We start from the raw sequence: 13649 nt of genomic DNA, 5'->3' as shown, positions 1-13649 counted from the left end.
GCGCGCTGCCGACAGCGGCGCGCTGGCCCATCCCCGAAAGCAAAGGAATCGATCCCATGAAATGTTTGACCGCATCCGTACTGGTGTCGCTCGCGCTGGGCGCCCACAGCGCACCCGCTTCCGCCACGCTCGCCTATTGCACTCCCGTCGCGAACTGCGCTGCGGCAGGCCAGCCCTGCGACAACGCCATCAATCATGCCGACACCGAATCGCTGTCGCTCAGCCCGGTCGCTGGCGCATCGGTGATCCGGGTGAAACTGTGCACCGCCACCGACAGCGTCTGCGGCATTTCCAACCCGGTCCAGTCCGTCACCATCTACGGCAAGATCGGCGCACAGACCGTGTACCAGAAAACCCTGAGCAGCCTGAATCCGAACGATCCGCGCGACACCGGCCCCTACACCGAGCTGCCGCCGCTCACCAGCCTGTCGGCCCGCTGCGGCAACGCCGGTGCGCTGGGCAGCTGCAAGATCGTCTGGCAGCACTGTCGGGACACGCTGCCGGTGCAGACGCCTTGAGCGCATGCTCCATCCGAATACTGCACGGGCCGCGTAGGCGGCCCGTGTTTTCAGATCTCTGGTTCTCCCTGTATGAGCGGCGCAAGCAGCGATAGGCTGCGGACAATCTTTCCGTTGTTCTTCGCGGCTTGCGCCGCTCCTACAGGGAAGCGGACGATCGCCTCAGGCGATGCGCTCGGCGCCGCCCATGTAGCCGCGCAGCGCTTCGGGCACGGTGATCGAGCCATCGGCGTTCTGGTAGTTCTCCATCACCGCGATCAGCGCGCGGCCGACGGCGACGCCGGAGCCGTTGAGCGTATGCACGAGTTCCGGTTTGCCGGTCGCGGGATTGCGCCAGCGCGCCTGCATCCGCCGGGCCTGGAAATCGCCGCAGTTCGAGCAGGAAGAAATTTCGCGATAGGTATTCTGCGAGGGCAACCAGACTTCGAGGTCGTAAGTCTTGCGCGCAGAGAAACCCATGTCGCCGCTGCACAGCAGCACCTTGCGGTACGGCAGGCCGAGTTTTTCCAGCACGGTCTCGGCGCAGCGGGTCATGCGCTCGTGCTCGGCGTCGCTCTCGTCGGGTTTGGCGATGGTCACCAGCTCGACCTTCTCGAACTGGTGCTGGCGGATCATCCCGCGCGTATCGCGCCCGGCGCTGCCGGCCTCGGCGCGGAAGCACATCGAATGCGCGGTCATGCGCATCGGCATTTTTTCTGCGTCGACGATTTCGTCGCGGACGATATTGGTGAGGGGGACTTCGCTGGTGGGGATGAGGTAGTACTGAACGTTTGACTTGACAAAGTTCTTTAGATTTTCATAGAGATCAATACCAGATTGGAAGGATTCTGTAAGCCGCATGACATCCAGAGTCTGATTAATCAATCGCTCTTGAGCGGATCTATTGTCTACAGCTGATTTAATTTCCCCAATAGCTGGTTTAACTTCAACAGTCGAAAACAAATCCTCCTCAAACTTCGGCAACTGCCCCGTCCCCCGCATCGAATCCGCATTCACCAGCAGCGGCACATTCGTCTCTTCGTAGCCATGCTCGCCGGTATGCAGATCCAACATGAACTGCGCCAGCGCGCGGTGCAGGCGCGCCAGCTGGCCGCGCAGCACGGTGAAGCGCGCGCCGCTGAGCTTGGCGGCGGTTTCGCCGTCCAGCCAGCCGTGGCGCTCGCCGAGGGCGACGTGATCCTTGACCTCGAAATCGAACGCGCGCGGCGTGCCCCAGCGGTGCTGTTCGACGTTGTCGTGTTCGTCCTTACCGGCCGGCACCGAGTCGTGCGGCAGGTTCGGGAGGCCCGCAGCGATCGCGTTGATCTTCGCAAGCCGATCGGCCAGGTCAGCCTCGCACTGTTTCAACTCTTCGCCGAATGCCGCCACCTCGGCCATCACCGCCGACACGTCCTCGCCCTTGGCCTTGAGCATGCCGATCTGCTTGGACTTCGTATTGCGCAGATTCTGCAGTTCCTGGGTGCGCACCTGGATCTGCTTGCGCTCGGCTTCGAGCAGCAGCAGGTCGGCGACGTTCAGATCGTAACCGCGGGTGTCCTTGAGGCGGGCGGCCAGTTCGGCGGGTTGGGTGCGCAGCAGGGCGGGATCGAGCATGGGGGACGGATCGCGAAGCGTGACGGGACGCGAATTATCGCCTGAATTGCCGCCCAATCCGCGCCGATGCGGCATGGATGAATGGATTCCGGCTGCACAAGCCATGCCACAATCCGGCCTCCTCCGTGCCCATCATCGCCCGCATGTCGACTGTCCAGTCCAAGCCTCCGCAGGGATCGCCATCGCGTGACGCGCCGTCGAAGCCGCGCTTCGGTCTGTCCCGCCGGGCGTGGTACGTGGTGGCCGGTGGATTCGGCGCCGGCTTCCTGCTGTTCCTGCTGCTGTGGCTGGACATGCGCAACGACGGCGATTTCTATCGCCCCGAAGGCAAGACCGGGGATGCGGACGGGCAAGTGTTCGAGCCCCTGCCCGCACCGATGGCCGGCGGCGAACGCAGCGCCAGCGGCATGTCCGAAGCGGCCGAGGAAGCCATGCGCAACCCGCCCCCACCGCCTCCGCCGGTCGCGGTTCCCCGCCCGGTCGAAACGCCTGCCGCACAAGCGGGCACGGAGACGGCTTCGCAGACCGACCGCCCTGCGCCGAATCTGGCCCCCGGCAGCGTGCCGGTCCCGATTTCCAAACCGGCGATGAAATATCCCGCCGACGCGCTGCGCAACGGCGAAACCGGCAAGGTCGTGGTGCGGATCGAAGTGGGTGCCGACGGCGAGCCGACCGCCGTCACCGTGGTCAGCCGCAGCGGTTCGCGCTCGCTGGATCGTGCCGCCGTACAGGCCGCGAAACGCTGGCGCTTCCGCCCGGCGCAGCAGAATGGTCGCGCGGTGGCCGCAGCGGTGGAAGTGCCGATCGCGTTCACGCTCGAAGGGCGCTGAACGGGCGACGCGTTATTCGAGTCCCCAGGCATCGACAGCGGTGACGACACCCTGGAGGTCGAAGCTCACGCGGACGGCGGACTCCTGTCGTTCGTTCTGGCTGCCGTGTTCGGCCAACCGCTGAAGGACGTACCAGCAGGTCTGCCCGATCGCATCCGGTTTTTTCGCCATCGGCGCATACAGCGGGCGAATCTCATCGGGCTCACCCATAAGGTTGCGCACCTCCGCAGACGACATGCCCGGCTTGATACGCACGTAGCCGGCGCGGATCGTCGCGGCGCGTTCCGGAGCCGCGACATGCGGATACGCCGTGATCACGCGCTCATCGCCGCTCATGCCCGACGCCATCCCGGCGGCGGACAACAGCAGCGCCAAGACTCCTTGCACAAGGCGCGATGCGGACATCCCGATGTTTCTCCGGCAATGAACGTCATTGGATTCGACGGCGGATCAACGTATCACACCGATATCGCCACGTTCCGCATCGCGAACCCGACGTGCTTCGCCAGTTCATCGAACCCCGGAAACGAGGTGGCGACATTCGCGATGTCGCCGATCGTGAACTCGCCGTCGCAGCACTGCCCGGCGATCGCCGACGCCATCGCGATGCGGTGGTCGCCGTGGCTGTCGATCACGACCGGCTTGGCGGGATCGACGGCGAACCGGCCGCCGTGGATCGTCGCGCCATCGTCGAACTCGTCGACGCGGATGCCCAGCGCGCGCAGCGCCGAGGACATCGTGGCGAGGCGGTCGGATTCCTTCACCCGCAGCTCGGCGGCACCGCTGACGCGGGTGCTGCCGGTGGCGCAGGCGGCGGCCACGAACAGCGCCGGGAATTCATCGATCATGTCGGGCACGATCTCTTCCGGCACATCGATACCGCGCAGTTGCGTCGCGCGCACATGCAGATCGGCCACCGCTTCGCCGCCCTGATTGCGTGCATTGGTTTCGACGATATCGGCGCCCATCCTCCGCAGCGCCTGCAGCAGGCCGGTGCGGCGCGGATTCATGCCGACCGCTTCGAGCGTGAGGTCGGAACCCGGAATGACGCTGGCCGCCACCAGGAAAAACGCCGCCGACGAGAAATCCGCCGGTACCGATACGTCGGTCGCGCGCAGCGCATGCTGTCCGTCCGCACCGCTGCGCACGCGCGCAAGACCCGGCGAGAACTCGATCGGCCAACCGAATGCGGACAGCATCCGCTCGGTGTAATCGCGGGTCGGATGCGGTTCGCGCACCGTGGTGTCGCCATCGGCATACAAGCCCGCGAGCAGCACGGCGGATTTCACCTGCGCGCTGGCGACCGGCAAGGTGTAGTCGATGCCCTGCAGCGCGGATCCACCACGGATACGCAGCGGCGGCAGACCGCCGGCTTCGCTGTCGATGATCGCACCCATCATCGCCAGCGGATCGATCACCCGCCGCATCGGCCGCTTCGACAGCGAAGCATCGCCGACCAGCACGCTGCCGAACGCCTGCCCCGCCAGCACGCCGGTCAACAGGCGCATGCCGGTGCCGGCGTTGCCGCAGTCCAGCGCCTCGGCGCTGGCGCGCAGGCCGCGCAGACCCACGCCATGCACGATCCGCGACTGCGGCGACGGCGCTTCGATCTTCACTCCAAGCTTCTGGAACACCGCCGCAGTCGCGCGGGTATCTTCGCCTTCGAGGAAACCGTCGATGCGCGACACGCCTTCGGCCAACGCGGCCAGCATGACCGCGCGGTGCGACACCGATTTGTCGCCGGGCACGCGGATACGGCCGGCGAGCGGCTTGCCCGCACCGACGATCCAATCGAGTCTGTTCGCGCCGCTCATGCCAGCACCTCGTCGAGCGCGGCCAGCAGCCGGCGGTTTTCGTCGGCATTGCCGACCGTGATGCGCAGACAATGACCGAGACCGTAACCGACCATCGGCCGCAGCACGACGCCGATTTCGCACAAGGCGGCTTCGATCTTCGCGACGCGCGCGTTGTCGCCGGAGTCACCTTTATCGAAGCCGGCGAATTGCGTGAGCAGGAAATTCGTCTGCGACGGAAATACGGTCAGGCCGCGCGCGCGAAGTGCCGCAGCGAGTATTCCTCGCTGCTCGGCATTGCGCGCGACCACCCAATCGAGGTGTTCGACGTCGCCGAGCGCGGCTTCGGCCGCAGCCAGACCGGCACTGTTGACGTTGAAACTTTCGCGCACGCGCTCCATCACCGCGATCAGGCCGGGATGCGCAATGGCGAATCCGACGCGCAGCCCCGCCAGCGCGTAGGCCTTGCTGAAGGTGCGGGTGACCACGAGATTCGGATACGCCGACTGCAGCGTCAGCGCCGACGCGCATTCCGGCGCATCGACGAATTCGGCGTAGGCCTCGTCGACCACGACCACGACATCCGCCGGCACCTTCGCCATGAACGCGGCGAAAGCGTCGGCGCCGTACCAGGTGCCGGTGGGATTGTTCGGATTGGCGAGATACACAAGACGCGTCGCGGGCGTGACTGCAGTTGCGATCGCATCGAGATCGTGGCCGCGCGGCATCGCGTGATCGTCGGCATTACAGGGCGCGACCCGCAGCGTGGCGCCGGCGCACTGCGCAGCGATGGCATACACCGCGAAACCGAACCGCGACGCGACCACATCGACACCGGGGCCGGCGAACACCTGCGCGAACTGCATCAGCAATTCGTGCGAACCGTTGCCGAGCAGGATCGAGGAGACATCGACACCGTGCTTCGCCGCGAGCGCGCGCTTGAGATCGCCGCCGAGCGGATCGGAATAACGGAAACTGTCGTGGATCGTCGCGAGGATCGCTTCCTTCGCACGCGCACTGGGGCCGTACGGATTCTCGTTCGAGCCCAGTTCGATCAGATGTCGCCCTTCGAAGCGGCGCCGGAATGCGACCAGATCGTGGCCGGGATCGTAGGCGCGCAGCTTCTGGATACCGGGCTGTGCGAGCGCCGAAAAAAATGCTTCGTCCGTCATGCAAGTCCTATGGCACCGCCACCGGATACGACCCCAGCACCCGCACGTCGCCCGCATACCGGTCGATCTCGGCCAGCGCGTCCTTCAGCGGCGATTCCTCGGCATGGCCGGCGACATCGATGAAGAAGGCGTACTGCCACAAGGCGCCGTGCGCGGGACGCGATTCGATCCGGTTCATGCTGATCGAGCGCCGCGCCAGCGGTTCGAGGATCTTGTACAGCGCGCCGGGCTGGTCGCGGATGAAGACCAGCAGCGAAGTGCGATCGTTGCCCGACGACGGGAACGAGGCGCGGCCGATCACCAGGAAGCGCGTGGTGTTGTCGCTGCGGTCCTCGATCGGGCCGGCCACCACTTTCAGGCCGTAGACATGCGCGGCGTTCTCGCCGGCGATTGCCGCCGCATCGTCGGCATTGCGCGCACGACGCGCGGCTTCGGCGTTGCTGGCGACCGCGTGCTTTTCGACCTTCGGCAGATTCTGACGCAGCCAACCCTTGCACTGCGCCAGCGACAGCGTGTGCGAATAGATGCGTTCGATGTCTTCGATGTGCCCGGTGCGCGACAGCAGGTACTGGTGTACGCGCAGCTCGACTTCGCCGCAGATCATCAGCGGCGAGGTCAGGAACAGATCGAGCGTGGACTGGATGGTGCCGGTGCCGGAGTTCTCGACCGGAACGACGCCGAAATCGGCGTTGCCGGCGGCGACTTCATCGAACACTTCTTCCACCGTGACCAGCGGCAACGCCTTGGCCGAGTGACCGAAATGCTTGTACACCGCCTGCTGCGAGAACGTGCCTTCCGGCCCGAGATAACCGACCCGCAGCGGCTCCTGCTGGGCCAGGCACGCGGACATGATTTCGCGGAACAGGCGCACCAGCACTTCGTCCGACAGCGGGCCTTCGTTGCGGTCGACGACGCGACGCAGCACCTGCGCTTCGCGCTCGGGGCGGTAGTAATCGACCGCTGCCGCGAGTTTGCCTTTGGCCTTGCCGACCTGGTGCGCCCAGATCGCGCGTTCGGCGATCAGGGTCTGGATCTCGCGATCGATGCCGTCGATCTGCGCACGGACCGCGAGCAGATCGGGCTTGCCCTGGGCGTCGGTGGGAATCTCCACCGACGACTTCGGGGCGGTCGCCGCTTTCGTCGCGGTTTTCTTCGCCGCGCGCTTCGCCGGCTTGGAGGCACCGGTGCTTTTGGGCTTATCAGCCATGACGCTGCTGGAAGTCTTTCATGAAATCGGCCAGCGCCTTCGCGCCCGCCACCGGCATCGCGTTGTAGATCGAGGCGCGCATGCCGCCGAGGGCGCGATGGCCCTTCAGCGCCATCAGGCCGGCGGCCTTGGCTTCGGACAGGAACGGCTTGTCCAGCGCTTCGTCGTGGAGGAAGAACGGCACGTTCATGCGCGAACGCACGGCGGCGGCGACTTCGTTGCGGTAATAGCCGCCGGACGCGTCGATCGCCGAATACAGCAGCGCGGATTTCTCGGTGCTGCGGCGGGCGAATTCGGCGACGCCGCCTTCGGCCAGCATCCACTTCACGTTGAGGCCGAGCATGTACCAGTTCCAGGTCGGCGGCGTATTGAGCATCGACTCGCCCTTGAGGTGCGAGGCGTAGTTGAAGATGTCGGCACGCGGCTGGCCGGCGCGTTCGAGCAGATCGCGGCGCACGATCACGACGGTGATGCCGACCGGGCCGAGATTTTTCTGGGCTCCGGCGTAGATCACGCCGTACTTCGAGATGTCGACCGGCTCCGAAGCGATGCTGGAGCTGAAGTCGGCGATCAAAGGCACGTCGCCGACGTCCGGGGTGTCCATCCCATTCAAAGACCTGAATTCCACGCCATGGATGGTTTCGTTGGCGGTGATGTGCACGTAGGCGGCATCGGCCGAGAGCTGCCAGGTGTCGCGCGCCGGAATGTCGCGGAAGCCGCCGGCTTCGCTGGTGGCGGCCACGCGCAGATCGACATAGGGTTTGGCCTGCTTGATCGCCGTCTTGCCCCAGTGGCCGCTGATCACGTAATCGACGGTCTGGCCCGGCGCCGCCAAATTCAGCGGAATCAAGGCCTGTTGGGTGGTGGCGCCGCCGCCGAGGAACAGCACCGCGTAGTCGTCGGGAATCGACATCAGCGTGCGCAGATCGGCTTCTGCTTCGGCGGCGACCTGGATGAACTCGGGGCCGCGATGACTGTGTTCGACGATGGACGCGCCCGAGTCGCGCCACTCCAGCATCTCATCCTGGGCCTGGCGGAGGACGCTCTCGGGCAGGGTGGCGGGACCGGCACTGAAATTGTAGGCGCGCGACATCGTTCTGTTCCATGGACGTGGGTTGGCCGTCGAGTATGCCGCAGCGCAGCATCGTTTGGGGAGGCGGACGCGATCACGGAAGGAAATTTGCGTATGCCGCGCAACCGAATGCCTACTACCTTCGTCTTATAGTCGACCCCTTAGTTACACGGATCTCCGCCATGTCCCTCCCCGCCTCCCTGCGCGACGCACTGCGCATCCCCGCCGCCGCGATCACCGACGAGGCCGTTTACCACGACCGCCGCCGGCTGCTCGGGTTGCTCGCCGCCACTCCGGCCCTCGGCCTGTCCGGCTGTGCCGAGGCCGAGCCTCCCGCGCCACCGAAGACCGCCCTGACTCCGGCGCAGCTGAAGTCGGGGTTCCGCACCGGCGAGGAGTTGACCCGACTGGTGGATGTGACCGGTTACAACAATTTCTACGAGTTCGGGACCGGCAAAACCGACCCTTCGCAGGCCGCCAAGACCCTGCGAACCAAGCCATGGACGGTCACGGTGTCCGGCGAATGCGCGAAACCTGGCAAGTTGGACCTCACCGACCTGCTCAAGGGCTTCAAACCCGAAGAACGCATCTACCGGCTGCGCTGCGTCGAAGGCTGGTCGATGGTGATTCCGTGGCTCGGCGTGCCGCTGGGAGCGCTGCTGAAGCGCTTCGAGCCGAACTCGAAGGCGAAATACGTGGCCTTCACCAGCCTCGCCGACCCCCGGCAGATGCCGGGCGTACGTTATGACTCGATCGACTGGCCCTACCGCGAAGGCCTGCGCATCGACGAAGCCATGCATCCGCTCACGCTGCTCGCCACGGGTCTGTACGGCAAACCGATGCCGCAGCAGAACGGCGCACCGGTGCGATTGATCATTCCGTGGAAGTACGGGTTCAAGAGCATCAAGTCGATCGTCGGGATCAGCTTCGTCGAGAAGATGCCGCCGACCGCCTGGAACGATCTGCAGCCATCGGAATATGGATTCTTCAGCAACGTCAATCCGAACGTGGACCACCCGCGCTGGAGCCAGAAGACGGAGCGGCGGATCAGCGGCACCGCCAGCAAGCTGTTCGCCGAACGCATCCCGACCCGGATCTTCAACGGCTACGCCGAACAAGTCGCGGGGATGTACAAAGGCCTCGATCTGAAAAAGTGGTTCTGATGGCATCGACCTCCCGAGGCATCATCGCCGCCAAAACCTTCGTGCACCTGCTCTGCCTGACGCCGCTGGCGACCCTCGCCTGGCAGTTCTGGGACGTCTTCAACACCGGCAGCGACGCCCTGGGCGCCGACCCGGTGGCCGAGGTGGAGCATCGCCTGGGCCTGTGGGCGCTGCGGTTCCTGATGATCGGGCTCGCGATCACGCCGCTGCGCCAGCTGAGCGGACAGGCCGTGCTCATCCGTTTCCGGCGGATGCTCGGGCTGTACGCATTCGCCTATGCCACCCTGCATTTCGCTGCCTATCTGGGGCTCGATCTGCGCGGCTACTGGCTGCAGATCTTCGAGGAGATCGTGAAACGTCCCTACATCACCATCGGCTTCGCCGCCTGGCTGCTGTTGCTGCCGCTGGCGATCACCTCGACCCAGGGCTGGATGCGCCGACTCGGCCGTCGCTGGGGCCGGCTGCACAAGCTGGTGTATGCCATCGGCGTGTTCGCCGTGCTGCATTTCTGGTGGCTGGTGAAATCCGACGTGCGCGAACCGGCGCTGTACGCCGGCATTCTCGCCGCATTGCTCGGCTGGCGACTCTGGAAATGGCAACAGCGACGGCGAACCTCGGCGCTGCGCTCAGTCGCCGCCCAGCAGCAGTAACGCAGCGATCACCGACGCCAGCAGCACCGCCGCCAGCAGCAGCCACGGCAACCGCCGTCCACGGCCGCGCTGGGGCGGCAGCGTCTCGCTGGCATCGTCGTTTTCGACGACCCGGGTCAACAGCGAGGTGCTGCTGGCCGGCGCTTCGATCACGAAGCGGTGGTGCACGTCGAACACGATCTGGTCCCCCGGCGACAACAGCGCGTCCCGTACAGGGTTGCCGTTGACGATGCTGCCTTCACCGCTACCGAGGTCGCGCAGGACGACCTGATTCCCGATCATCTCGATCCGCGCATGGCGTTCGGCGAACGCCGCGTCTTCGATGCGGATATCGGCCTCGTCGCTGCGACCGACCAGGCGCGGCGCCTCGAGGGTGAAGCTGCGACCGTGGTGGCGACCACCCACGCCTCGCACCACCACCCTGCAATCGCCGCGGAATTCGCCGGGGACATGGCGCAACGCGTCCGGCAGCGCTTCGACCGCGCGCGAGGACACCAACAGCATCTCCACGCCATCGAGATAGATCGCATCGCCCAGCCGCAACATCGCCATGCGCTGCACCGGGCGGCCGTTGACATGGATGCCGCGCGCGCCGTCGGCCACGGTCATCCACACGCCACGACGGTCGACGAACAAGCGGATCGAGGGTGCGTCGAGATCGGACACCAGCCCGACGGTGTCGCCGATGCGGCCGATGGCATGGACGCCCGCGCCGAGCGGCATTTCCGGGTGGTGATGTTCGGGGAATCGGAGTTTCAGACCTTCCATGCGGCGGCAATTTATCATGGGACCGGGCCGCAGGCCTTGGAACCGCGGCCGGCAGTGCGCACAATACCGGCCATCCTCAAAGGAGATGCCCATGTCCATCGATATCCGTCATTCGCATTCGTTGCCGCATGCGAAGGCGCGCAAAGCCGTCGAGGAGGTCGCCGAGAAGCTTGCGGAGCGCTTCGACTTCGACTACGCATGGGACGGCGATACCCTCAACTTCAACCGCTCCGGCGTGGACGGCAAGATCGCACTGGCGCCCAAATCGCTGCATGTGACCGCCAAGCTCGGCTTTCTGGTATCGGCCTTCAAAGGCCCGATCGAGAACGAAATCCGCCGCGTGCTGGACGAACGCTTCGGCTGAGCCATGGTCCGGGTCCTGTACCCGGGATCGAGCATTCAAGACCCCGCATTCAAGACAGCCAAAGCAAAGCCATCGTCATCCCGGCGGCTTTCAACAGCCGGCAGGCGGGTCAAATCGGGACCCGGCGTTTCTTGTGGCGCTTCGTGCAGCGCTGAGTATCGAATCAGGGGACAGACCAAGGGGCTTCCCCGCGACAACGGGACACTGTGGCTAGCGGTCGCGGATCTGCTTCCGCTTGTTGCCTGACGGTGGATGCGCATCCGGCAGCGGCGCGAACGGCTCCGGATGCTCTGCGAACAGGCGGCGCGCGACTTCGCGTTCGCTGCGCTCGATGTCGGCGATGAACGCGCCCACGTCATCCAACTTGGCATAGGCGCCGAAGCCACGCTCCAGGAACGACTGCAGTTCGCCGAAGCCGGCCGCACGCGCCGGCCCGCGCAGCACACCCAGCAGCGTCGAAACGCCCCGTGTACGCAGCGCGTGGCCAAGACCGTATCCGGCCACAACGATCAGGTCGACCTGATGCCCGCGCAGTCGCGGAAGTCCCACTTCGCGATACGCGCGACCATAGAGTTCGTCGTCCAAGGTCTTGCGCCTGGGCGCCAAGTGCTCCAAGGCTTCCGCCATGCGCAGATCGAAGGCGTGGCTCAGCGCGCCCAGTTCGATCGCATCCGCCAGCGTTTCCAGCAGCGTCTGCGGCAGCAGTCGCTGCATTTTCCCCGCGACCCGGGCGATGTCGGAGTCGCGGCGGCTGAAATCGCGGTCGCCGTAGAGATCGGTCAGGAAGAATTCCGCCGCCGGTTTGCGCTTCGGGTCCTGCATGAAGCCCTGGAAGCTTGCCGCCAGCCGCGCCGCCTGCCAGCGCCGAAGTTCGGGCAGCCAACGCGAATCGTTGCGCGGTTCACGCGCTGGATCATGCACCGCCTGATGCCATGCCAATCGACGGGCCAGCAGTACGCTCAACGCCCGTTTGTCGAGCCGACGCCGGCCATGCGCAGAATCTGGAGTGACGATCTTCATCGATGCAGATGATCGGCGTCGTGCGAGCGATCGGCAAGCGTGTCGAGCCGGGACGCGTTTGCAATAGGCAAGACCGACCGTGATTCGTCCACGGAATCAATGGCTTGAATCCGGGTGAGCGAGGACTGCGCAACATACGACCATCGAACGAACGCCGCATGCACGCCTTTCGGCTACACTCGATCAGTTCCCCAAGTGCCTTCTGCATGCTCTCACTTCACGCCGCCAGCCGACCCGTTCAAGCCAAGTCCGGCAAGCGCAAGCCGACCTCACGCACTCCCGCTCCGACGTCCGCCCGCATCGGCCTCGCGATCGCCGGCGGCGGCCCGATCGGCGCGATGTACGAGCTCGGCGCGCTGCGCGCCCTCGACGATGCGCTGGACGGGATCGATCTGACCCGGATGGACTGCTATGTCGGCGTCAGCAGCGGCGCATTCCTCGCCGCCGGGCTGGTCAACCGCATGTCGACCACCGAAATGTGCCGGATCTTCATCACCGGCGAGAGCGACGATGTGCGCTTCCGGCCGGAAACCTTCCTGCGCCCGGCGGTATTCGAATACATGCGCCGCGCATCGGCACTGCCGAGGCTCACTCTGGAATGGTGGGGCAGCCTGCTCAATCCGCGCGAATCGCGGCTGTCCGACCTGATCCTCCGCTTTGGCGGACTGGTGCCTGCCGGATTGTTCGACAACACCGAAGTCGAGCGCTTCCTGCGCGAGATCTTCAGCCGCGGCGGGCGCAGCAACGACTTCCGCGAACTCGATCGCGAGCTTTATGTGGTCGCGGTCGATCTCGACAGCGGCGAAGCCGTCCGCTTCGGCGGCGAGCACTGGATGGACATTCCGATCTCCAAGGCGGTGCAGGCCAGCGCTGCGCTGCCGGGTCTCTACCCACCCGTCGAAGTCCGCGGACGTCACTATGTGGATGGCGCGCTGCGCCGGACCATGCACGCATCCGTGCTGCTGGAACGCGGTATCGACCTGCTGATCGGCATCAATCCGCTGGTGCCGTTCGATTCGACCCGGGTGGACAGCGACGCAGGTCGTCGCGGTGAGGTCGACCCGCACCGGATCTGGCAGGGTGGCCTTCCGGCGGTGATGTCGCAGACGTTTCGCACCCTGCTGCAGTCGCGCATGCAGGTCGGTCTTGCGAAATACGCCCAACAGTACCCGGACATCGACCAGTTGATCTTCGAACCGAATTCGAACGACGGCGAAATGTTCTTCACCAATGCCTTCAGCTTCTCGAATCGCCGCCGTGTATGCCAATTGGGTTACCGCAACACGCTGCAGGACCTGCGCAATCGCGCCGAAACCCTGCGACCGGTGCTGGCTGCCCACGGCATCCGCCTGCGCGATGAAGTCCTTGCGGACCGTCACCGCACCGTGCTGAGCGGGATGGGCAAAGCCCCTCCCCGCAGCACCGAAACCACCGCACGGCTGCGGCGCGCGCTGGAAGAAACCGAGCACCTGATCAAGCGCCGCAATCGCGGTTGATCG

General features: G+C 65.5%; 14 protein-coding genes. 6 read left to right on the top strand and 8 right to left on the bottom strand.

Annotated elements, in window-relative coordinates; genetic code table 11:
- Positions 1 to 56 precede the first annotated feature (56 nt).
- Positions 57 to 518 carry a hypothetical protein gene (locus HOP03_16145; GenBank protein ID NOT89691.1) on the top strand — a complete coding sequence of 154 codons (462 nt, stop codon included), beginning with the start codon at positions 57 to 59 and terminating at the stop codon, positions 516 to 518.
- 162 nt (positions 519 to 680) lie between these two features.
- On the opposite strand, the gene serS is transcribed toward HOP03_16145, so the two are convergent.
- Positions 681 to 2111, bottom strand: a complete 1431-nt coding sequence (serS, locus tag HOP03_16140; protein NOT89690.1) for a serine--tRNA ligase — start codon at positions 2109 to 2111, stop codon at positions 681 to 683.
- A gap of 143 nt (positions 2112 to 2254) precedes the next feature.
- Between serS and HOP03_16135 the strand changes: the two genes are divergently transcribed.
- The gene (locus HOP03_16135; GenBank protein NOT89689.1) at positions 2255 to 2941 is read left to right on the top strand and encodes an energy transducer TonB; all 687 of its coding nucleotides are present in this window, start codon (positions 2255 to 2257) and stop codon (positions 2939 to 2941) included.
- A gap of 12 nt (positions 2942 to 2953) precedes the next feature.
- Here the strand turns inward: HOP03_16135 and HOP03_16130 are convergent, their stop codons facing one another.
- From HOP03_16130 to serC, 5 genes are read right to left on the bottom strand one after another with little or no spacing between them, the layout of a single operon-like run.
- A complete protein-coding gene (locus HOP03_16130; GenBank protein ID NOT89688.1) occupies positions 2954 to 3346 on the bottom strand; it encodes a hypothetical protein in 393 nt (130 codons plus the stop codon).
- Between the two features lie 53 nt (positions 3347 to 3399).
- Entirely contained in the window at positions 3400 to 4755 is a 1356-nt protein-coding gene (gene aroA / locus HOP03_16125; GenBank protein ID NOT89687.1) for a 3-phosphoshikimate 1-carboxyvinyltransferase, read from the bottom strand.
- Positions 4752 to 5906: a histidinol-phosphate transaminase gene (locus HOP03_16120; GenBank protein NOT89686.1), complete on the bottom strand. Its 1155-nt coding sequence runs from the start codon at positions 5904 to 5906 to the stop codon at positions 4752 to 4754. Before HOP03_16120 ends, aroA begins: the two co-directional genes overlap by 4 nt.
- Positions 5907 to 5913: 7 nt before the next feature.
- Positions 5914 to 7113 (bottom strand): prephenate dehydratase, encoded by a 1200-nt coding sequence (gene pheA / locus HOP03_16115; protein NOT89685.1) that lies wholly within the window; start codon positions 7111 to 7113, stop codon positions 5914 to 5916.
- Positions 7106 to 8206, bottom strand: a complete 1101-nt coding sequence (serC, locus tag HOP03_16110) for a 3-phosphoserine/phosphohydroxythreonine transaminase (GenBank protein ID NOT89684.1) — start codon at positions 8204 to 8206, stop codon at positions 7106 to 7108. Before serC ends, pheA begins: the two co-directional genes overlap by 8 nt.
- A gap of 161 nt (positions 8207 to 8367) precedes the next feature.
- Here serC and msrP point away from each other — a divergent pair, with 161 nt between their 5' ends.
- Together msrP and msrQ are read left to right on the top strand one after the other, a co-directional pair.
- A complete protein-coding gene (gene msrP, locus HOP03_16105; protein ID NOT89683.1) occupies positions 8368 to 9348 on the top strand; it encodes a protein-methionine-sulfoxide reductase catalytic subunit MsrP in 981 nt (326 codons plus the stop codon).
- Positions 9348 to 9998 carry a protein-methionine-sulfoxide reductase heme-binding subunit MsrQ gene (gene msrQ, locus HOP03_16100; GenBank protein NOT89682.1) on the top strand — a complete coding sequence of 217 codons (651 nt, stop codon included), beginning with the start codon at positions 9348 to 9350 and terminating at the stop codon, positions 9996 to 9998. Before msrP ends, msrQ begins: the two co-directional genes overlap by 1 nt.
- Here the strand turns inward: msrQ and HOP03_16095 are convergent.
- Positions 9975 to 10766 (bottom strand): FHA domain-containing protein, encoded by a 792-nt coding sequence (locus HOP03_16095; GenBank protein NOT89681.1) that lies wholly within the window; start codon positions 10764 to 10766, stop codon positions 9975 to 9977. The genes msrQ and HOP03_16095 overlap by 24 nt on opposite strands.
- 91 nt (positions 10767 to 10857) lie before the next feature.
- Here HOP03_16095 and HOP03_16090 point away from each other — a divergent pair, with 91 nt between their 5' ends.
- Positions 10858 to 11130 (top strand): polyhydroxyalkanoic acid synthase, encoded by a 273-nt coding sequence (locus HOP03_16090; GenBank protein ID NOT89680.1) that lies wholly within the window; start codon positions 10858 to 10860, stop codon positions 11128 to 11130.
- 210 nt (positions 11131 to 11340) lie between these two features.
- Here the strand turns inward: HOP03_16090 and HOP03_16085 are convergent, their stop codons facing one another.
- Positions 11341 to 12150: a hypothetical protein gene (locus tag HOP03_16085; GenBank protein NOT89679.1), complete on the bottom strand. Its 810-nt coding sequence runs from the start codon at positions 12148 to 12150 to the stop codon at positions 11341 to 11343.
- A 206-nt stretch (positions 12151 to 12356) separates the two neighbouring features.
- Here HOP03_16085 and HOP03_16080 point away from each other — a divergent pair, with 206 nt between their 5' ends.
- On the top strand, positions 12357 to 13646 hold the full coding sequence (locus HOP03_16080; GenBank protein ID NOT89678.1) for a lectin subunit beta: 1290 nt from the start codon (positions 12357 to 12359) through the stop codon (positions 13644 to 13646).
- Positions 13647 to 13649 lie beyond the last annotated feature (3 nt).

Origin of the sequence: Lysobacter sp., from assembly GCA_013141175.1 — a bacterium.
Taxonomy (GTDB): Bacteria; Pseudomonadota; Gammaproteobacteria; order Xanthomonadales; family Xanthomonadaceae; genus Lysobacter_I.
Note: the sequence above shows the minus strand (reverse complement) of the source record. Positions and strands in the feature narration are given on the sequence as shown.

Excerpts from the sequence above, each read along its gene's own strand:
- serS (NOT89690.1), bottom strand. The coding sequence starts at position 2,111 with ATGCTCGATCCCGCCCTGCTGCGCACCCAACCCGCCGAACTGGCCGCC.
- msrP (NOT89683.1), top strand. The coding sequence starts at position 8,368 with ATGTCCCTCCCCGCCTCCCTGCGCGACGCACTGCGCATCCCCGCCGCC.
- aroA (NOT89687.1), bottom strand. The coding sequence starts at position 4,755 with ATGAGCGGCGCGAACAGACTCGATTGGATCGTCGGTGCGGGCAAGCCG.
- pheA (NOT89685.1), bottom strand. The coding sequence starts at position 7,113 with ATGGCTGATAAGCCCAAAAGCACCGGTGCCTCCAAGCCGGCGAAGCGC.
- HOP03_16135 (NOT89689.1), top strand. The coding sequence starts at position 2,255 with ATGTCGACTGTCCAGTCCAAGCCTCCGCAGGGATCGCCATCGCGTGAC.
- HOP03_16145 (NOT89691.1), top strand. The coding sequence starts at position 57 with ATGAAATGTTTGACCGCATCCGTACTGGTGTCGCTCGCGCTGGGCGCC.
- msrQ (NOT89682.1), top strand. The coding sequence starts at position 9,348 with ATGGCATCGACCTCCCGAGGCATCATCGCCGCCAAAACCTTCGTGCAC.
- HOP03_16090 (NOT89680.1), top strand. The coding sequence starts at position 10,858 with ATGTCCATCGATATCCGTCATTCGCATTCGTTGCCGCATGCGAAGGCG.
- HOP03_16085 (NOT89679.1), bottom strand. The coding sequence starts at position 12,150 with ATGAAGATCGTCACTCCAGATTCTGCGCATGGCCGGCGTCGGCTCGAC.
- HOP03_16080 (NOT89678.1), top strand. The coding sequence starts at position 12,357 with ATGCTCTCACTTCACGCCGCCAGCCGACCCGTTCAAGCCAAGTCCGGC.
- serC (NOT89684.1), bottom strand. The coding sequence starts at position 8,206 with ATGTCGCGCGCCTACAATTTCAGTGCCGGTCCCGCCACCCTGCCCGAG.
- HOP03_16095 (NOT89681.1), bottom strand. The coding sequence starts at position 10,766 with ATGGAAGGTCTGAAACTCCGATTCCCCGAACATCACCACCCGGAAATG.
- HOP03_16120 (NOT89686.1), bottom strand. The coding sequence starts at position 5,906 with ATGACGGACGAAGCATTTTTTTCGGCGCTCGCACAGCCCGGTATCCAG.
- HOP03_16130 (NOT89688.1), bottom strand. The coding sequence starts at position 3,346 with ATGTCCGCATCGCGCCTTGTGCAAGGAGTCTTGGCGCTGCTGTTGTCC.